The organism is Pseudomonas sp. RU47, from assembly GCF_004011755.1.
Taxonomy (GTDB): domain Bacteria; phylum Pseudomonadota; class Gammaproteobacteria; order Pseudomonadales; family Pseudomonadaceae; genus Aquipseudomonas.
In genome coordinates this window covers 274,284-294,409 of the sequence record NZ_CP022411.1, presented here as the reverse complement: position 1 = coordinate 294,409, position 20,126 = coordinate 274,284, and the positions used below count along the sequence as shown (strand labels likewise).

General features: G+C 60.4%; 17 protein-coding genes. 11 read left to right on the top strand and 6 right to left on the bottom strand.

From position 1 onward, the window contains the following. Window positions 1-29: 29 nt before the first annotated feature. Window positions 30-437, bottom strand: a complete 408-nt coding sequence (locus tag CCX46_RS01295) for an RNA-binding S4 domain-containing protein (protein WP_127925445.1) — start codon at window positions 435-437, stop codon at window positions 30-32. A 116-nt stretch (window positions 438-553) separates the two neighbouring features. On the opposite strand from CCX46_RS01295, the gene rimA reads away from it, so the two are divergent. From rimA to rimK, 3 genes are read left to right on the top strand one after another with little or no spacing between them, the layout of a single operon-like run. Next, entirely contained in the window at window positions 554-1,333 is a 780-nt protein-coding gene (gene rimA, locus CCX46_RS01290) for a S6 modification regulatory phosphodiesterase RimA (protein ID WP_127930339.1), read from the top strand. Window positions 1,334-1,349: 16 nt separating this feature from the next. After that, window positions 1,350-1,829, top strand: a complete 480-nt coding sequence (gene rimB / locus CCX46_RS01285; protein WP_007917936.1) for a retropepsin-like aspartic endopeptidase RimB — start codon at window positions 1,350-1,352, stop codon at window positions 1,827-1,829. Then, window positions 1,826-2,731 (top strand): 30S ribosomal protein S6--L-glutamate ligase, encoded by a 906-nt coding sequence (rimK, locus tag CCX46_RS01280; RefSeq protein WP_007949201.1) that lies wholly within the window; start codon window positions 1,826-1,828, stop codon window positions 2,729-2,731. The genes rimB and rimK overlap by 4 nt, the downstream gene beginning before the upstream one ends. Window positions 2,732-2,934: 203 nt before the next feature. Here the strand turns inward: rimK and CCX46_RS01275 are convergent, their stop codons facing one another. Both CCX46_RS01275 and ompR read right to left on the bottom strand, forming a co-directional pair. Further along, window positions 2,935-4,248 carry an ATP-binding protein gene (locus CCX46_RS01275; protein WP_007917930.1) on the bottom strand — a complete coding sequence of 438 codons (1,314 nt, stop codon included), beginning with the start codon at window positions 4,246-4,248 and terminating at the stop codon, window positions 2,935-2,937. A gap of 111 nt (window positions 4,249-4,359) precedes the next feature. Beyond that, window positions 4,360-5,100, bottom strand: a complete 741-nt coding sequence (gene ompR / locus CCX46_RS01270; RefSeq protein ID WP_064388985.1) for an osmolarity response regulator transcription factor OmpR — start codon at window positions 5,098-5,100, stop codon at window positions 4,360-4,362. Window positions 5,101-5,458: 358 nt separating this feature from the next. Between ompR and CCX46_RS01265 the strand changes: the two genes are divergently transcribed. From CCX46_RS01265 to tauD, 7 genes are all read left to right on the top strand, one after another. Continuing rightward, window positions 5,459-7,783, top strand: coding sequence for a Tex family protein (locus tag CCX46_RS01265; protein ID WP_127925444.1), 2,325 nt, complete (start codon window positions 5,459-5,461; stop codon window positions 7,781-7,783). Continuing rightward, window positions 7,783-8,166, top strand: a complete 384-nt coding sequence (locus tag CCX46_RS01260; protein ID WP_053116527.1) for a PaaI family thioesterase — start codon at window positions 7,783-7,785, stop codon at window positions 8,164-8,166. Before CCX46_RS01265 ends, CCX46_RS01260 begins: the two co-directional genes overlap by 1 nt. A gap of 269 nt (window positions 8,167-8,435) precedes the next feature. Next, a complete protein-coding gene (gene gshA, locus CCX46_RS01255; RefSeq protein WP_127925443.1) occupies window positions 8,436-10,019 on the top strand; it encodes a glutamate--cysteine ligase in 1,584 nt (527 codons plus the stop codon). A 331-nt stretch (window positions 10,020-10,350) separates the two neighbouring features. Next, complete coding sequence (gene tauA, locus CCX46_RS01250; RefSeq protein WP_127925442.1) at window positions 10,351-11,328, top strand: taurine ABC transporter substrate-binding protein; 978 nt, start codon at window positions 10,351-10,353, stop codon at window positions 11,326-11,328. Window positions 11,329-11,343: 15 nt separating this feature from the next. Further along, window positions 11,344-12,138 (top strand): taurine ABC transporter ATP-binding subunit, encoded by a 795-nt coding sequence (tauB, locus tag CCX46_RS01245; protein ID WP_127925441.1) that lies wholly within the window; start codon window positions 11,344-11,346, stop codon window positions 12,136-12,138. After that, on the top strand, window positions 12,135-12,974 hold the full coding sequence (gene tauC, locus CCX46_RS01240; RefSeq protein ID WP_127925440.1) for a taurine ABC transporter permease TauC: 840 nt from the start codon (window positions 12,135-12,137) through the stop codon (window positions 12,972-12,974). Before tauB ends, tauC begins: the two co-directional genes overlap by 4 nt. A gap of 144 nt (window positions 12,975-13,118) precedes the next feature. Further along, complete coding sequence (tauD, locus tag CCX46_RS01235) at window positions 13,119-13,961, top strand: taurine dioxygenase (RefSeq protein ID WP_127925439.1); 843 nt, start codon at window positions 13,119-13,121, stop codon at window positions 13,959-13,961. A gap of 225 nt (window positions 13,962-14,186) precedes the next feature. Here the strand turns inward: tauD and mgrA are convergent, their stop codons facing one another. The 3 genes from mgrA to CCX46_RS01220 all read right to left on the bottom strand — a co-directional run bounded on the left by mgrA (window position 14,187) and on the right by CCX46_RS01220 (window position 18,881). Beyond that, window positions 14,187-15,224 carry an L-glyceraldehyde 3-phosphate reductase gene (gene mgrA, locus CCX46_RS01230; RefSeq protein WP_127925438.1) on the bottom strand — a complete coding sequence of 346 codons (1,038 nt, stop codon included), beginning with the start codon at window positions 15,222-15,224 and terminating at the stop codon, window positions 14,187-14,189. Window positions 15,225-15,334: 110 nt separating this feature from the next. After that, complete coding sequence (locus CCX46_RS01225) at window positions 15,335-16,654, bottom strand: LLM class flavin-dependent oxidoreductase (RefSeq protein ID WP_127925437.1); 1,320 nt, start codon at window positions 16,652-16,654, stop codon at window positions 15,335-15,337. A gap of 1 nt (window position 16,655) precedes the next feature. After that, entirely contained in the window at window positions 16,656-18,881 is a 2,226-nt protein-coding gene (locus CCX46_RS01220) for a TonB-dependent receptor (protein WP_127925436.1), read from the bottom strand. Window positions 18,882-19,086: 205 nt separating this feature from the next. Between CCX46_RS01220 and CCX46_RS01215 the strand changes: the two genes are divergently transcribed. Further along, window positions 19,087-20,124, top strand: coding sequence for a LacI family DNA-binding transcriptional regulator (locus CCX46_RS01215; protein WP_127925435.1), 1,038 nt, complete (start codon window positions 19,087-19,089; stop codon window positions 20,122-20,124). The last annotated feature ends 2 nt before the right edge of the window (window positions 20,125-20,126 follow it).

Sequence of the window (20,126 nt, the reverse complement as noted above, 5' to 3'; positions counted from 1 at the left end):
TCGCGAAGAGGTCAGCACCAACAACGCGATTATTCGTCGTTACTGCCGCCTCGAAACTTGAACAAATCCCGCCGCTGTTTTTTGCTCGGTTTGCCATCCGTGGTAACGCCCAGCGCGCCCGCCTTGCGCATTGCCGCAGCCGCTTCACGTTTGGCAATACTCGCCTCGGTCTCCGCGTACAACGTCTGCGCCTCCGGTGCGCCGCGCCGCACAATCGACAACGCCTCGACCTTCACCGTGCGCACTTCAAACCCGGTACGAATCTCGAACTCATCGCCAATCCGTGGCTCTTTGCCAGGCTTGCAGCGTTCGCCGCGACAATGCACCTTGCCACTTTCAATGGCGGCTTTGGCCAGCGCCCGGGTTTTGTAAAAACGCGCGGCCCACAGCCACTTGTCGAGACGGACCTTGTCGTCCTCTTCGCTTTTTTGTGCCATTTGAATTCCTCGTTCAGCCAGTAGTCGGAACTGTACTACCGTTTCTGTCGGGCGCAAGAACTCGGCCCTCCAGATAGACTGTGATCTTGGCCGGTGCATCGGCATGGAGTGATCGAGTGACTAAATTTCCGTCTTCATTAATCTCGCCCAAGGCCGGTTGCCAGGGCTGCCAGCAAAGCGAGCCGCTGGGCTTCGACTTTTCTTTCGCCTACCAACCCATCGTCGATCTGCGCGACCAGTCGGTTTTTGCCCACGAAGCGCTGGTTCGAGGTGTGGCCGGTGAAGGAGCCTTCACGGTGTTGGATCAGGTTACAGAAGACAACCGCTACCGTTTCGACCAGCTCTGCCGGACCCGCGCCATCGAAGGCGCGGCCAATCTAAATATGCAGACACACTTGTCGATCAACTTCATGCCCAACGCGGTCTATCGTCCAGAGCTGTGCATTCGCAGTACGCTCGAGGCAGCAAAAAAACACCGTTTTCCTATCGACCGGCTGATTTTCGAAACCCTGGAAAGCGAGCACGTAGATAACTATCGCCATTTGACCAATATTCTGCGTGAATACCGCGAATTCGGCTTCAAGACCGCCATCGATGATTTCGGTGCCGGTTATTCGGGGCTCAATCTGCTGGCTGATTTCCAACCGGACCTGATCAAACTCGACATGGCGCTGATCCGCGATGTCGATCAAGACCGTGTTCGTCAGGCGATCGTCCGGGGGATTGTCACAATCTGTGCGGAGTTGGACGTTACAGTCATTGCCGAAGGCATTGAGAGCGTCGGTGAACGGGATTTCCTGGCGGACTGTGGAATATTTCTGATGCAGGGCTACTGGTTCGCCAAACCTGCATTCAAAGCGTTGGCTCAGGTTTCACCTGAGGCCTTTACGCGTTAATCGTTGGTTTTTTCTATTGAAGACATTTGACCATTTGACCGTTGTCGGTCTGCGCGAGTGGGTGGCGCTCCCGGATTTGGGGGTCGCGGGCCTGCGGGCGAAGATCGACACCGGTGCCAGCACCTCCAGCCTGCATGCTACCGACATCGAGCCGTTCGAACGCGACGGCGAGAAGTGGGTGCGCTTCACCGCGCACCTGGGCACGGTGGTGCAGTTGCGTCACCGCCGCTGCGAAGCACCACTGGTGACGCGCAAGACCATCAAAAGCTCCAACGGCCATGCGCAGGTGCGCTACGTGATCAGCACCACCCTGGCCTTGGGTGATCGAGTGTGGCCGGTCGAGTTCACCCTCGCCTGCCGCAAGTCGATGCGCTATCGCCTGTTGCTCGGATCCAAAGCCCTGATCGATGGCCAGTTGGTGGTCAATCCGGGCATTAAATATGTACAAGACAAGCCGGTGTTCCCGGTATCTACCTCCTCCACAGGTGTTGCATGAAGATCGCTGTGCTGTCGCGGAATCCGCGTCTGTATTCCACCCGCCGTCTGGTCGAAGCCGGAACCGAGCGCGGGCATGAAATGGTAGTGATCGACACCTTGCGCGCCTACATGAACATCGCCAGTCACAAGCCGCAGATCCACTATCGCGGCAAACCGCTGGAAGGCTTCGATGCAGTGATTCCGCGTATCGGCGCGTCGGTGACGTTTTATGGTTGCGCGGTGTTGCGCCAGTTCGAAATGATGGGGGTGTTCCCGCTCAACGAGTCGGTGGCCATCGCCCGTTCGCGGGACAAGTTGCGTTCGCTGCAATTGCTGTCGCGTCGTGGCATCGGTTTGCCGGTGACCGGGTTCGCTCACTCACCGGATGACATTCCTGACCTGATCGACATGGTCAACGGCGCGCCGCTGGTGATCAAAGTGCTGGAAGGCACCCAAGGCATCGGTGTGGTGTTGTGCGAAACCGCCACGGCGGCAGAGTCGGTGATCGAGGCGTTCATGGGTCTGAAGCAGAACATCATGGTTCAGGAATACATCAAGGAAGCGGGCGGCGCGGATATTCGTTGTTTCGTGGTCGGTGACAAAGTCATCGCGGCAATGAAGCGTCAGGCCAAACCGGGTGAGTTCCGCTCCAACCTGCATCGCGGCGGCAGCGCCAGCCTGATCAAGATCACCCCGGAGGAACGCATGACGGCGTTGCGCGCGGCCAAGGTCATGGGCCTGGCGGTGGCAGGTGTGGATATTTTGCGCTCCAATCATGGGCCGTTGGTGATGGAAGTGAACTCGTCACCAGGGCTGGAAGGGATCGAGACCACCACGGGGAAGAATGTGGCGGGGATCATCATTGAGCATCTTGAGAAGAATGGCGGGCCGAATATGACCCGGACCAAAGGCAAGGGCTAGAGCCAAGAGCAAAAGCCCCTCACCCTAACCCTCTCCCATAGGGAGAGGGGACTGATTGGGGGATGCAGAAGAGATACGCCGACCTGATCCTGCTGTGCCGAATCCACAATCGCCCCAGTCTTTCAGGTCGACGTATGACCCCAGACACCTCGGTCAGCTCCCTCTTCCTCTGGGAGAGGGTTGGGGTGAGGGGTTGCTGGGGATTACACCGCGTCTCGCGGCAACATCAATCCCAACGGCAACCTCACCCGCGCCTCCAGTCCTCCACCGGACCGATTGCGCAATTCAACATTGCCGCCATGCATCGAAGCAATCCGCTTCACGATCGCCAAACCCAAGCCAGTACCCTTCCCGCCCCGGGCACGATCGCCACGGGTAAACGGATTGAAGATCGCCTCCAGCTCCGAAGGATCGATCCCCGCCCCTCGGTCCATCACGCTTAGCACCACATACGGCGCACTGACGTCACCCGACACATAAGCTGCGACTTCAACGTGACCGCCGGCATGGTTCAAGGCGTTGCCGATCAGGTTGTTCAGCAAGCGCTTCATCGATACCCGCCGCAGCGGAAACGGCTGAATCGGCTCAAGACGCAAACGCACCTTCTCTTCATTCTGGTTGTATGGCGCCGCGACCTCGCGCACCAAATCAGTCAGATCCACTTCTTCCACCGACTCGTCACGACCGTCGCGGATGAACGCGAGGAACTGGTCGAGAATCGCGTCCATGTCTTCGATGTCGCGGACCATGTCGTCAGTCAGGTCGTTGCGATCGCCCATCAATTCCAGCGACAGCCGCAGCCGCGTCAACGGTGTGCGCAGGTCGTGGGACACGCCGGCCAGCATCAACTCGCGCTCGCGGCCGGCCTGCTCGACGTCTTCGGCCATCTGATTGAAAGCGCGATACACCTCGGTCATTTCGCTCGGTGTGTCGCTGATCGGCAGCCGCACGCTGCGGCCCTGACCCAGTTGCCGGGCGGCATACACCAGACGCTTCAAGGGTTGATTGAGCTGACTGACGAAAATCCACGCCGACGCCGTCGACAACAAGCCAATCGCAAGGAACCAGCCGAGCACGTTCCAGATTTTCTGACCGCGCAACGGATGCGGGTACAGCGGCACCTTCAGCCAGCCATCACCGAGGCTCGGCGCACGCACCCACAACGCCGGCGGCGAGTGCATGCGCAAACGCACTTCGGTGTCAGCGCCCAGCTCCGCCTGCATCTGCCGCTGGTAGATTTCGCTGTACGGCCAGTGCTGCTCGCCTTCCGGCACACCGGCGCCGACCACCCGGATCAGGGTCGCGGCATCAGCAATCTTCGCGCGGTTTTCTTCATCGGCGGCCCAATAGGCACGCAGCGTCAGGGCGACGCCGTGGCTGTACTGACGATCGACCAGCACATCCTCGTTCATCAACAGATAAACCAGGGTCAGTGCCTTGGAAAACAGCACGACGATAAGCACCAGCCAGAGGGTGCGGGAGAAAAAGCTTTGGGGGAACCAGACGGGGGTTTTCATCTATAACCGCTACACACTTGCAGGAGCGAGCAATGCTCGCATATTGCGGATTGCGAGTCTGCGGGCTGGCCGTTCGACCAAACCTGCAGACCCGCTCCTACAAATCACCGATCACTTGGTGGCGGCACCATCGGGTACAAACACATAGCCCACGCCCCAGACGGTCTGGATGTAGCGCGGCTTCGATGGATCCGGCTCGATCATGCGGCGCAGACGGGAAATCTGCACGTCGATGGAACGCTCGAGGGCATCCCACTCGCGGCCACGGGCAAGGTTCATCAGTTTGTCGCGGGTCAGCGGCTGACGCGCGTTCATCACCAGGGCCTTGAGTACCGCAAACTCACCGGTGGTGAGCATGTGCACTTCGTCGCCGCGTTTCAGTTCGCGGGTCGCCAGCGACAACACGTAATCACCAAAGGTGACGTTTTCGTCTTCGCTGCCCGGTGCGCCTGGTACAGGTGCAGCCTGACGACGCAGGACGGCTTTGACCCGGGCCATCAGCTCGTCCGGGTTGAACGGCTTGGCCAGATAGTCGTCGGCGCCCAGTTCCAGGCCCTTGATGCGGCTCAGCTCGTCGCCCTTGGCGGTGAGCATGATGATCGGAATCTGGTTGTTCGCGCCACGCAGGCGGCGGCAAGCGGTCAGACCGTCTTCGCCGGGCAGCATCAGGTCGAGGACGACCAGATTGAAAACTTCACGCGACAACAGACGATCCATCTGTTCGGTGTTCGGTACGGTACGGGCGCGGTAGCCCTTGCTGACGAAAAAACGTTCCAGCAGGCTGCTAAGGCCCGGATCGTCGTCAACGATGAGAATTTTTTCGCCTTCAGCAGTTTGTGCAGTGCTGCTCATTGGATGCTCCTTTTAGCTCGGCGCGCATTATGGCGTAGCTGCCGTTATACGCACCGTGTGCATTGTTAGCAGATTTTTCCTTCACTGCCAGAAAACCGGGGTTTATGCCTACAGACTGCAACGCCCCCGAATGACAGAACGCTGGTTATAATGCGCGGCGTTTTGTGCCAGGCAACGTCTGAATCGTTACCGCAGGTGGCAGGCTTTTTTTCCTGTCGCGCGCAGTAATTGTTCGATTTCACGGGTCAATGGGCTGCCTTTTGACCCAGGCAGCGGCAATTTTCTAGCCGCTCAACCAGACTCCGGGCCTTTATTTGCGCGCCTGAGAGCCTGCTTTCACAATATGTCAGGTGGTTTTATGGACAGCATCAACAGCCGCATTGCCGAGGAACTCGGTGTACGCCCACAACAGGTCGAAGCGGCCGTCGCGCTACTCGATGAAGGCTCTACCGTTCCCTTCATCGCCCGTTACCGGAAAGAAGTCACCGGCAGCCTTGATGACACCCAGTTGCGTCATCTGGAAGAACGTCTGCGCTACCTGCGAGAACTCGACGAACGGCGCATCAGCATCCTCGCCAGCATCGAAGAGCAAGGCAAACTCACCCCTGCCCTCGAGCGCGACATCAAACTCGCCGACACCAAGACCCGCCTCGAAGACTTGTACCTGCCGTACAAGCAGAAGCGCCGCACCAAGGGCCAGATTGCCCTGGAAGCCGGCCTCGGCGACCTCGCGGATGGCCTGTTCAACAACCCGAATCTGGCCCCGGAAACCGAAGCCGCGCGCTTCGTCGATGCCGAAAAAGGCGTGGCCGATGTGAAAGCCGCGCTGGAAGGCGCCAAGTACATCCTCATGGAGCGCTTCGCCGAAGACGCCAGCCTGCTGGAAAAACTGCGTAATTACCTGAAACAGGAAGCCATCCTCAGTGCCCGCGTCATCGCTGGCAAGGAAGAGGAAGGCGCCAAGTTCCGCGATTACTTCGAACACGACGAACCGCTGAAAAGCATGCCGTCGCACCGCGCACTGGCGATTTTCCGTGGCCGCAACGAAGGCATCCTCAGCTCCGCGCTGAAAGTCGGCGACGAGCTGCCGGGCACCATGCACCCATGCGAAGGCATGATCGGTCAGCAATTCAACATCCAGAACCAGAACCGCCCCGCCGACAAATGGCTCGGCGAAGTGGTGCGCTGGACGTGGAAGGTCAAGCTCTACACGCACCTGGAAACCGACCTGCTCGGCGAGCTGCGTGACGGCGCCGAAACCGAGGCGATCAACGTGTTCGCGCACAACCTGCACGACTTGCTGCTGGCCGCGCCGGCAGGCCCGCGCGCAACGTTGGGCCTCGACCCGGGCCTGCGTACCGGCTGCAAGGTCGCCGTGGTCGACTCGACCGGCAAACTGCTTGATCACGCCACGGTTTACCCGCACGTGCCACACAACAAGTGGGATCAGACCATCGCCATTCTGGCCGCCCTGTGCGCCAAGCACTCGGTTGACCTGATCGCCATAGGCAACGGCACCGCCAGCCGCGAAACCGACAAACTGGCGATCGAACTGATCAAAAAATATCCAGCGATGAAAATGACCAAGGTCATGGTTTCCGAGGCCGGTGCATCGGTGTACTCGGCATCGGAACTGGCGGCCAAGGAATTCCCGGATCTCGACGTGTCGATCCGTGGCGCGGTGTCCATCGCCCGTCGTCTGCAGGATCCGCTGGCCGAGTTGGTGAAAATCGATCCGAAATCCATCGGTGTCGGCCAGTACCAGCACGACGTCTCGCAGCTGAAACTGGCGCGTGGTCTGGACGCTGTGGTCGAGGACTGCGTGAACGCCGTCGGCGTTGACGTGAACACCGCTTCGGTGGCGCTGCTGGCGCGGATCTCCGGCCTCAACGCAACGCTCGCGCAAAACATCGTCGCGCACCGCGACGAGCACGGCGCGTTCAAAACCCGTGCAGCGCTGAAGAAAGTCGCACGTCTGGGCGAAAAAACCTTCGAACAGGCCGCCGGTTTCTTGCGCGTGATGAACGGCGACAACCCGCTGGATTCCTCGGCTGTTCACCCGGAAGCCTATCCGCTGGTGCAGCGCATTGCCGCTGAAACCGACCGTGATATCCGTTCGCTGATCGGCGACGCCAGTTTCCTCAAGCGTCTGGATCCGAAGAAATTCACCGACGAAACCTTCGGCCTGCCGACCGTGACCGACATCATCCAGGAACTGGAAAAACCGGGCCGCGACCCGCGCCCTGAGTTCAAGACCGCCGAGTTCCAGGAAGGCGTCGAAGATCTGAAAGACCTGCAACTGGGGATGATCCTTGAAGGCGTGGTGACCAACGTGACCGCGTTCGGCGCATTCGTCGATATCGGCGTGCATCAGGACGGTCTGGTGCACATCTCGGCGCTGTCGGAGAAGTTCATCAAGGATCCGCGCGAAGCGGTGAAGGCCGGCGACGTGGTGAAAGTGAAGGTCATGGAAGTCGACATCCCGCGCAAACGCGTCGGCCTGTCGATGCGTATGGGTGACACCCCGGGCGAGAAGATCGACGGTGCCCGTGGCTCGCGTCCGGGCTCGGCGCAGCGCCAGCCTTCGAACAACGCGCCGCGCAAGGAAACCGCGACCGCCGCGCCGGCGAACAACGCGATGGCTTCGCTGTTCGCCAACGCCAAGCAATTGAAGAAACGCTGATGGAAATTCCAGCCGGGCTCGTCGAGAGCGCGTTTTTCAAGCTGTTGGGCTGCCGCCTGCACAGCCTGGAAACCGGGGTGGCGCAAGTCGCCCTGGTGCTGGAACCGGAACTGCGCAATCGCGGCGGCAAATTGCACGGTGGCGCGCTGTTCAGTCTGGTCGACATCGCCATGGGGCTGGCCTGTTCCAGCACCCACGGCTTCGATCAGCAGAGCGCGACCATCGAGTGCAAGATCAACTATATCCGCGCCGTTTCCGATGGCGAGGTGATGTGCACGGCGCGGGTTATCCACCCGGGCCGGCGCACGCTGGTGGTCGAAGCCGACGTGATGCAGGGCGACAAACTGGTCGCAAAAGCACAAGGCACGTTCGCTGTCCTGTAGCTAGACGCCATCAATTTGAGTTAATTTCGGCGCAACGAATCCTGTGGGAGCGAGCCTGCTCGCGAAGGTGGTGTATCAGCAATGCAGATGTTGGCTGACACACCACCTTCGCGAGCAGGCTCGCTCCCACAGGGATTGTGCAGTTCCTGACTGACCGGCAAATGGCCTGCCGCTACAAAACCAGGCGAAAACGCCAGTTTCAACTTCACCCTTGTAGACCGTCCTGCCCACCCCCATATTGGGGCGACTGACGCGTGAAGGAATCCAAATTGAGCGAACTTCTCAACCGCCGCCTGGCTCTGCTCGGCGAGCGCGCTAACCTCTCTCTGCTCGAGCAGTGCCTGCACGGTATCGAACGTGAATGCCTGCGCGTGACCAGCGAAGGTCGCCTGGCGCAAACGCCGCACCCCGAAGCCTTGGGTTCCGCGCTGACCAACGAACAGATCACCACCGACTATTCCGAGTCGCTGCTGGAATTCATCACGCCCGCCCTGCCCGACCCGGCCGACACGCTGGCGAGCCTGGACAAGATTCACCGCTTTGCCTACAGCAAGCTCGGCAACGAGTACCTGTGGAGTCCATCGATGCCGTGCCCGTTGCCGGCCGAGGAAGACATCCCGATCGCCTATTACGGCACCTCCAACATCGGTCAGCTCAAGTACGTCTACCGCAAAGGCCTGGCCCTGCGTTACGGCAAGACCATGCAGTGCATCGCCGGGATTCACTACAACTTCTCCCTGCCGGAAAAGCTCTGGCCGCTGCTGCGCGAGACCGAAGGCTTTGTTGGCACTGATCGCGACTTTCAGTCGTTTTCCTACATCGCGCTGATCCGTAATTTCCGTCGTTACAGCTGGCTGCTGATGTACCTGTTTGGGGCATCGCCTGCGCTGGACGCCGGTTTCCTGCGTGGTCGTTCGCATCAGCTGGAACAGCTCGATCCGGACACCCTGTATCTGCCGTACGCCACCAGCCTGCGCATGAGCGACCTCGGTTACCAGAGCAACGCTCAGGCCGGTCTGACGCCGTGCTACAACGATCTGGCGAGCTACACCGACAGCCTGCGCAAAGCCGTGGCCACGCCGTACGCGCCGTACGTTGAAGTCGGCACGCACAAGGATGGCGAGTGGGTGCAGCTCAACACCAACATCCTGCAGATCGAAAACGAGTACTACTCCAACATCCGCCCGAAACGCGTGACCTATACCGGCGAACGGCCGATTCAGGCGCTGGTGGCGCGTGGCATTCAGTACGTTGAAGTGCGTTGCCTGGACATCAACCCGTTCCTGCCGATGGGCATCGACCTGACCGAGTCGCGCTTCCTCGACGCCTTCCTGCTGTATTGCGCGTTGAACGACAGCCCGTTGCTGACCAACACCTCGTGCGGCAACGCCACATCGAACTTCCTCAGCGTGGTCAAGGAAGGCCGTCGTCCGGGCCTGCAATTGCAGCGTGACGGTGAGTCGGTGGAGATGAAGACCTGGGCGGCCGAACTGCTGGAGCAGATCGCTCCACTGGCGGCGTTGCTGGATCAGAGCCATGGCGGCGATGCGCACAGCAAGGCGCTGGATGCGCAACTGGCCAAGGTCAGCGATCCGTCTCTGACGCCTTCTGCGCAGGTCCTGGCGGCGATGGCTGAGCACAAGGAAAGCTTTGCGCAGTTCTCCCTGCGTCAGAGCCAGGCGCATGCCGAGTTTTTCCGCAGCGAGCCTTTGGCGGCGGATGAACAGGCGAAGTTTGAGGAGTTGGCACGTACTTCTCTGGCCGCGCAAGCTGAGCTGGAGCAGAACGAGGTTGGGGATTTCGATGTGTTTGTCGGGTCGTATCAGGCGAGTATTCTTGCGATCAGCAACTGAAGAGCCCCTCACCCTAGCCCTCTCCCGGAGGGAGAGGGGACTGATTTAGGTGCTCATGAAAGTTACGCCGACGTGAAATACCGAGCCGAACTCAGGCCTTGAAAAGCACAGAGATCGGCTCCCTTTCCCCCTCGCCCCCTTGGGGGAGAGGGCTGGGGTGAGGGGGCAAAGATCTAACGTCGAACGAATAAATCCGAAACGCCCACAAACTCCCCCGCTCTTAGATTTTTCCGCTCATAAGCTCATTCGAAAAAGTTATTTATTTACCGATTCTTAGATCATTTAGTCTCCTTTCACACCGACGCTCGGTCGCCTGATATGGAGCTCTTCAATGAAACTGAATGTCCCGCTTCGCCTGCTCGCCGTAGCCTCCTTGGCTGCCGCAAGTTTTCTGGCTCAGGCCGCCGACCTCACCGTCGCCTACCAAACCACCGTTGACCCGGCGAAAGTCGCCCAGGCTGACGGCGCTTACGAAAAAGCCACCAAAGCCGATATCGCCTGGCGCAAGTTCGACAACGGCGCCGACATCATCGCTGCCATCGCCTCCGGCGACGTGCAGATCGGCTACCTCGGTTCGAGCCCGCTGACGGCCGCGATCACCCGCAAAGTCCCGGTCGAAACGTTCCTCATCGCCACTCAGATCGGCGCCGCCGAAGCCCTCGTCGCCCGCGACGGTTCCGGCATCAAGACTCCGCAAGATCTGATCGGCAAGAAAATCGCCGTGCCGTTCGTATCGACCGGTCACTACAGCCTGCTCGCTGCACTGAAGCACTGGAACATCGACCCTTCGAAAGTCACCGTGCTCAACCTCGCCCCACCAGCGATCATTGCCGCATGGAAACGCGGTGACATCGACGCCACTTACGTGTGGGATCCAGCGCTGGGCGTGGCCAAGGAAAACGGCAAAGTGCTGATCACCTCCGGCGAACTGGCCAAGTTCGGTGCACCGACCTTCGATGCGTGGATCGTGCGTAAAGACTTCGCCGAGAAGCACCCGGAAATCGTCACTGCATTCGCCAAGGTCACCCTCGACGCTTACGCCGATTACCGCAAAGACCCGAAAGCCTGGCTCGCCGATCAATCCAACGTCGACAAACTGGTGAAACTCTCCGGTGCCAAGGCCAGCGACATCCCATTGCTGCTGCAGGGCAACGTCTACCCGCTGGCGGCTGATCAGGTCGTCAGCCTCGGCGCGCCGACCACCAAAGCCATCACCGACACCGCCGCGTTCCTCAAGGAGCAAGGCAAGGTCGAAGCCGTTCTGCCGGACTACGCGCCGTACGTCAGCGCCAAATACATCACCAACTGATCGGAGTTAACTGCGATGGCCTTGCTACAGCTGGAGCGCATCAGCGCACAGTACCCGGGCAGCCCCGAGCCGGTGCTGGCGGATATTTCTCTGACCCTGGGGCCTCAGCAATTGCTGGTCGCCCTCGGCCCGTCCGGCAGTGGCAAGACTTCGCTGTTGAACCTGATTGCCGGTTTCGTCGAACCGAGCGCCGGGCGCATCACCCTCGACGGCGTGCCGGTCAAAGGCCCGAGCGCCGAACGTGGCGTGGTGTTCCAGGACGACGCATTGTTGCCCTGGCAGGATGTGTTGGCCAACGTCGCATTCGGTCTGGAACTGGCCGGTGTCGCCAGGGACAAGCGCGAAAAGATCGCCCGTGAAATGCTCGCGCTGGTTGATCTTTGCGGTTTCGAAAACCGCCGTATCTGGCAACTGTCCGGTGGTCAGAAACAGCGCGTCGGCCTCGCCCGCGCCCTCGCCGCTGACCCGCGCGTATTGCTGATGGACGAACCCTTCGGCGCCCTCGACGCATTCACCCGCGAGCAGATGCAAGAGCTGTTGCTGCAAGTCTGGCAGCGCACGGCCAAGCCGGTTTTCCTGATTACCCATGACATTGAAGAAGCGGTGTTCCTCGCCACTGACCTGATTCTGCTCGCGCCGAATCCGGGGCAGATCGTTGAGCGCCTGCATCTGGATTTCGGTCAGCGTTACGCCGCTGGCGAGTCCGCCCGCGCGATCAAATCCGATCCGCGTTTTATCGAAACCCGCGAACACGTACTGAGCAAAGTGTTCTCGCAACGCAGTGCCGGGCAACGGCAGGAGCGCGCATGAGCAGTTACGACGTTTCCTCGGCTGCGGTAAAACCCGCCAGCGCACCGGTGGCGATTCCAGTACGCCGCAGCCTTAGCACACGCTGGATCAGCTTGGTGACGCTGTTCGCTTTGTTGGCCATCTGGTGGGCGGTCACCGCCACCGGTTTGATCGAACCGCTGTTCCTGCCGCCACCGTCCGCCGTGCTGCAAAAGGGCTGGTTGCTGGCGACCACGGGCTACATGGATTCGACGTTGTGGCAGCACTTGGGCGCGAGCCTGAGCCGCATCGGTCTGGGCCTCGTTTTTGCGATTCTGACCGCTGTGCCGGTGGGCATCGCTATCGGCGCCAACCGCATTGCCCGTGGCGTGCTCGATCCGCTGATCGAGTTCTACCGCCCGATTCCACCGCTGGCTTATCTGCCGCTGATCGTGATCTGGTGCGGCATCGGTGAGTTGTCGAAAGTGCTGCTGATTTATCTGGCGATTTTTGCGCCGATTGCGATTGCTACCGCTACTGGTGTTCGTACAGTTGATCCAGCGAAATTGCGCGCGGCGCAGTCGTTGGGCGCGACTCGAGTGCAACTGATTCGTCATGTGATTTTGCCGAGCGCTCTGCCGGACATTCTCACTGGTGTGCGCATTGGTCTGGGGGTTGGCTGGTCGACGCTGGTCGCCGCCGAACTGATCGCTGCCACCAGTGGCTTGGGCTTCATGGTGCAGTCGGCCGCACAATTCCTGGTCACCGATGTGGTGGTGCTGGGGATTCTGGTTATCGCCCTGATCGCCTTCGCCATGGAAATGGGCCTGCGCGCCCTGCAGCGCAAACTGGTGCCGTGGCACGGCCAGGCCCACTAAATCGCCTTGTGAAACTTCCCTTGTGGGAGCGAGCCTGCTCGCGAAAGCGTCGGGTCAGTCACTGCACTTTAGCCTGACACTCCGCATTCGCGAGCAGGCTCGCTCCCACAAAAGCATGACACCCCGAATTCGAAGAGAAAGACCATGAGCAGCCTCAACATTACCCCGTTAAGCTCGGCCCTCGGCGCACAGATCAGCGGCGTCGACATCAGCCAGCCGCTGAGCCTGGAACACCGCGACGCCATTGAACAGGCGCTGCTCAAATATCAAGTGTTGTTCTTCCGCAACCAGCCAATCGAACCGCCACAACAAGCGCGTTTCGCCGCGTACTTCGGTGATCTGCACATTCACCCGATCTACCCGAACGTGCCGGAACAACCGGAAGTGTTGATCCTCGACACCGCCGTCACCGACGTGCGTGACAACGCGATCTGGCACACCGACGTGACCTTCCTGCCGACGCCGGCGATGGGCGCGGTGCTCAGCGCCAAGTTGCTGCCGGAGTTCGGTGGCGACACGCTGTGGGCCAGCGGGATTGCTGCGTACGAAGCGCTGTCGGCGTCAATGAAAGCCTTGCTCGAAGGGCTGACCGCGACCCACGATTTCACTCGCTCGTTTCCACTGGAGCGCTATGGCAATACGCCTGAAGCGTTGGCGCAGTGGGAAGAGGCACGGCGCAAGAATCCACCGCTGTCGCACCCGGTGATCCGTACGCATCCGGTCAGCGGGCGGCGTTCGTTGTTCGTCAATGAAGGCTTCACGTCGAAGATCAATGAGCTGTCGAAAACCGAGAGCGAGGCGATTCTGAAGTTTCTGTTCGCCCACGCAACGCGGCCGGAATTCACCATTCGCTGGCGCTGGCAGCAGGACGATATTGCGTTCTGGGATAACCGCGTGACACAGCATTACGCGGTGGATGACTACCGGCCGGCGCGGCGGGTGATGCAGCGGGCGACGGTGTTGGGGGATGTGCCGTTTTTTCGTTGAGACGTTTTAAAGCCAAAAGCCCCTCACCCTAACCCTCCCGAAACGTCGGACCGCCCCGAGGGAGAGGGGACTGACCGAGGTGTTTGTACGAGCTACATCGACCTGAAATGTCGGGTTGAATTCAAGTTTTGAAAAGCATGAAGATCTGCTCCCTTTCCCCTCGCCCCCCTGGGGGAGAGGGCTGGGGTGAGGGGGTTGGATCTTGCTGACCCAACCCAATCTTCATCACTCCGCCGTCGAAGGCCTCTCCCACAGATTGATCCCGCCCTCCTGGGCAAACCGGTCAATCTCCGCCAGCTCTTCAGCACTGAAACTCAGATTCTTCAACGCCCCAACGTTCTCGATGATCTGCTCCGGCCGACTCGCACCAATCAGCGCAGAAGTCACCCGAGGATCGCGCAGCGTCCACGCCAGCGCCAGTTGCGCCAGGCTCTGACCGCGACGCTTGGCAATCTCGTTCAGCGCGCGTACGTGAGCGATGTTGGCCTCGGACAAGTGCGAGGCCTGCAACGAACCTCCGCCCGGACGATTGACCCGCGCATCCGCCGGTACGCCATTGAGGTACTTGTCGGTGAGCAGACCTTGCGCCAGCGGGGTGAAGGCAATCACCCCGGTGCCGAGTTCATCGGTGGTATCAAGCAGATCTTTTTCCACCCAGCGATTGAGCAGGTTGTACGCCGGTTGGTGAATCAGCAGCGGCACTTTCCACTCTTGCAACAGCGCCGCCATCTCGCGGGTTTTCACGCCCGAATACGACGAGATGCCGATGTACAACGCCTTGCCCTGTTGCACGGCAGTGGCGAGGGCGCTGGCGGTTTCTTCCAGCGGGGTGTCCGGGTCGAAGCGGTGCGAATAGAAGATATCCACATAGTCGAGCCCCAGGCGTTGCAGGCTCTGGTCGAGGCTGGCCAGCACGTATTTGCGCGAGCCACCGCCCTGACCGTAAGGGCCGGGCCACATGTCCCAACCAGCCTTGCTGGAGATGATCAGTTCATCGCGGTACTGCTTGAAGTCTTCGCGCAGCAGACGGCCGAAATTGGTCTCGGCGCTGCCGTACGGCGGGCCGTAGTTGTTGGCCAGGTCGAAGTGGTTGATGCCTAGGTCGAACGCGGTGCGCAGCAAGGCGCGCTGGGTGTCGATCGGCGTGCTGTCACCGAAGTTGTGCCACAGGCCCAGCGACAGCGCCGGCAGCACCAGACCGCTGCGCCCGACGCGGCGGTAAGGGATGGAGTCGTAGCGGTTTTCGGCAGCGGTGTAAGTCATCGAATCCTCTCTTGTCTGTCTTGAAATGGGTGTCGACTTCATCGCTAGCAGGCTAGCTCCCACATTGGAATGCAGTCCCCTGTGGGAGCTAGCCTGCTAGCGATTGGGTGTTACACAAATCGATTGGCGGGTCGGCCGAGACCAAGGTTCTGCCGCAACGTCCGACCTTCATACTCAGTTCTGAACAACCCACGCCGTTGCAGTTCCGGGACCACGCCATTGGCGAAGTCTTCGAGCCCGCCCGGCAAGTGCGGCACCAGCACGCTGAAGCCGTCCGCCGCGCCCTGTTCGAACCACTCCTGCAAGCGATCAGCGATCTGCTCCGGCGTACCGACCAGGCTGTAATGCCCTCGCCCGCCGGCAATCTTGCGACCGAGTTCGGCAAGGCTCAGGTTCTCGCGGCCCGCCAATTCCGTCAGCAATTTCTGCCGGCTCTGCTGACCGCTTTCGGTTAGCGGTAGCTCAGGCAACGGCCCATCCGGCGGGTACTTCGACAAATCGAAGTTGCCCAGCATACGCCCAAGCAAGGCGACGCCAACCTCGGGTTCGACTAATTGCTGAAACGTTTCATACTTTTCCTGCGCTTCGGCTTCGGTGCCGCCGACGACGACAAAAACACCGGGCATGATTTTCAACGACTCAGCGCTACGACCGTACTTGGGCAGACGTCCCTTGAGGTCGGCGTAGAACGCTTGGGCACCGGCCAACGAAGTCTGCGCGGTGAACACCACTTCAGCCGTCTGCGCCGCCAACTCACGCCCGGTTTCCGAAGAACCAGCCTGAACGATCACCGGTTGTCCCTGCGGCGAGCGCGCAACGTTCAGCGGGCCTTTGACCCGGAAGTGCTCGCCGACGTGATCCAGCACATGCAGTTTCGACGGGTCGTAATACGCCCCACTGGCCTTGTCGCGCGCAAAAGCGTCGTCCTCCCAACTGTCCCAAAGCCCGGTCACCACTTGATGAAACTCGCGGGCGCGGCTATAGCGTTCGGCATGACCAATGTGTTCATCACGACCGAAATTCAGCGCCTCGGCGGCGTTGTCCGAGGTCACCAGATTCCACCCCGCGCGGCCACCCGACAGGTGATCGAGCGAAGCGAATTTGCGCGCCACGTGATACGGCTCGTTGTAACTGGTGGTCGCCGTGGCGATCAGGCCGATGTGCTCGGTCACCGCACTCAGCGCCGAGAGTAACGTCAGCGGTTCAAAGTGATCGGAGCGTGCCATGCGACTGGCGATGTCCTGGGTCGGCGCGGCAACACTGTCAGCAACAAACAAGGCATCGAACTTCGCCGCCTCGGCAATCTGCGCCAGCCGTTTGTAATGGGCGAAATCCAGACCCGCATTCGCCGGCACATCAGGATGACGCCACGCCGCCACGTGGTGCCCGGTGGCCATGAGGAATGCGCCGAGTTTCAACTGTCTGCTCATCTCAGAAATCCTTGCGCAGTTGCACGCCAAAGTAGCGTTCGTCATCGCGAGGCACGGCGCGATAAATGTAATTGCCACCGCTGGCGAGCAATGGCGAGTACGACTTGTCGGTGAGGTTCTTGCCCAGCAGCGCGACGCGCCAGCCATTGCTGTAATCGGCCAGCGCAACACTGGCGTTCCACAGACCGTAGGCGCCCTGCTTGGGGTCGGCGTTCTGGCTGATGTCGTACTGCACTTCGCTCTGCCAGCTGTAATCGGTGCCGAGTTCGATATCCAGACCGTTATCCAGCGGGATGGTGTAGTCGGCGCGCACGTAGCTTTTCCAGTCCGGACTGAACGGCAGCGGTTTGCCGTTGACGTTGCACGACGCCGCCGCGCCCGCCGGGCAGGCGAACTCGTCGATGCGGGCGCGGGTGTAGGCGAGTGCGCCGGACAGTTTCAATTGCTGGGTGGCCTGCAAGGCGTAGTCGAGTTCGACGCCTTCGGTGCTGACGCTGCCGGCGTTGATCAAACGAGTCACAACCTGGCCGGCGACGGTGTCGAAGAAGTTCGCCTGATAGTTGTCGTACTCGCTGTGGAACACCGCGAGGTTGGTGGTCAGGCGATTGTTCCAGCTCGTCGCTTTGATCCCTGCTTCCCAGGTGTTGGAGGTCTCCGGTTTCAGCGCTTCGGTATCGCGCGGCTGCATGTTGAAGAACACGTTATAGGCCGGACCTTTGTAGCCACGCGAGTAGGTCAGGTAAGTAGTGACCGTATCGCTCAGGTCGTACTGCACACCGAGGCGACCGGACCAGCCGTCTTCGTCCACTGAACCGGAACTGCTGGTCGCCGGTTGAATGCCGCTGACGGTGGTCGCCGAGGTCGAGACGCGGCGGTGATCGTATTCGAGATCATCGTGGGTGTAGCGCAGGCCGGCGATGCCGCGAAAGTCGGACGTGAAGTTCAGCGTGCTCTCACCGAACGCCGCGTAACTGTCGCTGGTGGTGCTGTAATCGGCGACGCCGCGATCGGTGCGCGTGGTGGTGGTCAGCGTGCGCTGATAGGTCTCGTCGTCCTTGCCATGCATGTAGAACAAGCCACCGACGTATTCGAGAAATTCGCCCTTCGGCGAGGCCAGACGCAGCTCTTGCGAGTATTGATCGAAGGCCAGATCGCCCTTGTCCGCGGTGCCGGGAAACGCTGCGGTCACGGTGCCGAGACGGTCGCCATCCTGATACTGAGTATTGTCCCAACCACGCCACGCGGTAATCGACGTCAGGGTGTAATCGCCCAGCTGCCAGTCGAGCTGGCCGGACAGGCCTTTGTTGGTGTCCTCAACGTGTGAGCGGGTGTCGGTGTTGATATCGCGATTGTGGCTAGTCGCATTGACCGGGCTCAGCGCATTGGCGAAAGCCGGCGTCAGCGACTTGCTGACCACGCCGTTGGGGCCATCGTCATGAGACTGCATGTAATCGGCGATCAGGGTGAAGGTGACATCGTCGTTGGGCGTGAATTCGAGTTTGCCGCGCACGCCGCGATGGTTGTAGCCGTTGACCTCCTGACCGTTGTGTTGGTTGTCGACGTTGCCGTCGTAGGTGCCGAACAGTGTGCTGATCGAGCCTTTCAACGTGTCCGGAATCAGGCTGCCGCCGATGCCGAATCGGGTGCGGCTTTCGTTGCCGCTGTAATACGACTGATCGATGTAACCGTGGGTCTCGGCGGTGGGTGCCTTGCTGGTGATGTTGAGTACACCGGCCGAAGCGTTTTTGCCGAACAGCGTGCCTTGTGGGCCGCGCAAGACTTCGACGCGCTCCAGATCCAGCAGATCGAGCGTGGATTGCCCAGGACGCGCATAGACCACGCCGTCGATCACCGTCGCCACGGTCGGCTCGACGCCCGGCGAGGTGGAAATCGTACCGACGCCGCGCACGAACAACGAGGTGTCCTTGTTCGACGCGCCGGTACGGAAATTCAGCGACGGCACTTGCTGGACGATACTGGCCACGCCGTTGCGGTTGTCGCGCTCAAGCTGTTCGCCATCGATGACGGACACCGCGACCGGCACTTTTTGCAGCGACTCTTCGCGGCGCGTGGCCGTGACGGTCACGGATTTCAGTGTCGGCTCCTGATCACTGCTCTCGGCAGCGAATGCGTTGGGCAACGGCAGCGCTGCCAGCCCCGTGAATAACCATCCAGCGGCGCGAATCGACTGCGCCAGTTTGTGTGTCGCCCCAGGAATGTTGTGCATGTTTGCCCACTCGAAATTGGCCCTTAACCGCTGCCGTTCTGCGACGACAGCGCCTGAATCGGTGTCTTGGGCATTCGCTCGAGCGAGTAGCAGACAGTGCGCTTTGTTAGCGCTACCATCAACAGTATTGGCAAGCCACACATAGAGCGTCCAATACTGAAAAATTACTTTTATATGCGATTTGGTTTTTAAGAAGGATCGAACCTTGAGCGAAGAAAAACCCCGCAAACGCCGTGGCGCCGGACGCGTGACCCTGAATGCCGTCGCGCGCGCGGCCGGAGTTTCAGCGATCACCGTGTCGCGCTACTTCAACCAGCCGGAGCAGGTTTCGCCCGAGCGTCGCAAGCGGATTGCAGCGGTAGTAGCCGAGTTGGGCTATGTACCGAATCTGGTGGCCGGCGGGCTGGCCTCGGCGCGGGGAAAAATCGTTGGTATGGTCATCCCGAACATCTCCGGGCCGATCTTCGCCAATACCATTCAAGGCTTCAGCGACACGCTCAGCCGTCACGGTTATCAACTGTTGCTGGCGTCGAGTTACTTCAGCACCGAGCAGGAAGAAAATGCGGTGCGCGCGTTTCTCGGCTGGTCGCCGGCGGCGCTGGTGCTCACCAGTCACTTTCACAGTGCCGGCACGGAAAAGATGATCGCCGAGGCCGATGTGCCGGTGATCGAGACGTGGGATTACCAACCGGATCGTGAGCCGATGCAGATCGGTTTTTCGCATTTCGAGGTGGGCGTGACAGCCGCCAGATATCTGCTGGAAAAAGGCTACCAACGTATCGCTTTCGTGCAGAACAGCGCTGCGGGCGACTTCAGCGCATTGGAACGCCGCGATGGTTACGCGGCGACCTTGCGCGAATCCGGCCTGGAACCTTGGGTCTACGCCCCTGACGCTGATCGCGCACCATTCGAGGCCGGCAAACAGGCGATGGACGCCCTGATGAACGCCTCACCGCGCCCCGACGCGATCATCTTCGCCAACGACAACCTCGCCGCCGGCGGCTTGCTTGCCGGGCAACGCGCGGGTTTGAAAATCCCCGAAGAATGCGCCGTTCTTGGCTTTGGCGACTACCCGTTCGCCGAGATGCTTTTGCCGAGCCTCAGCACGATCAAACCACCGGCGCTGGAGATCGGTGTACTCGCCGCAACACGCGTGCTGGAAAGCCTTGGCGTGTTGCCGAGCGACGAAGTGCAACGTCTGAACCTGCTGCAGTGCCAAGTCATCGAACGGGAAAGCACCTGACT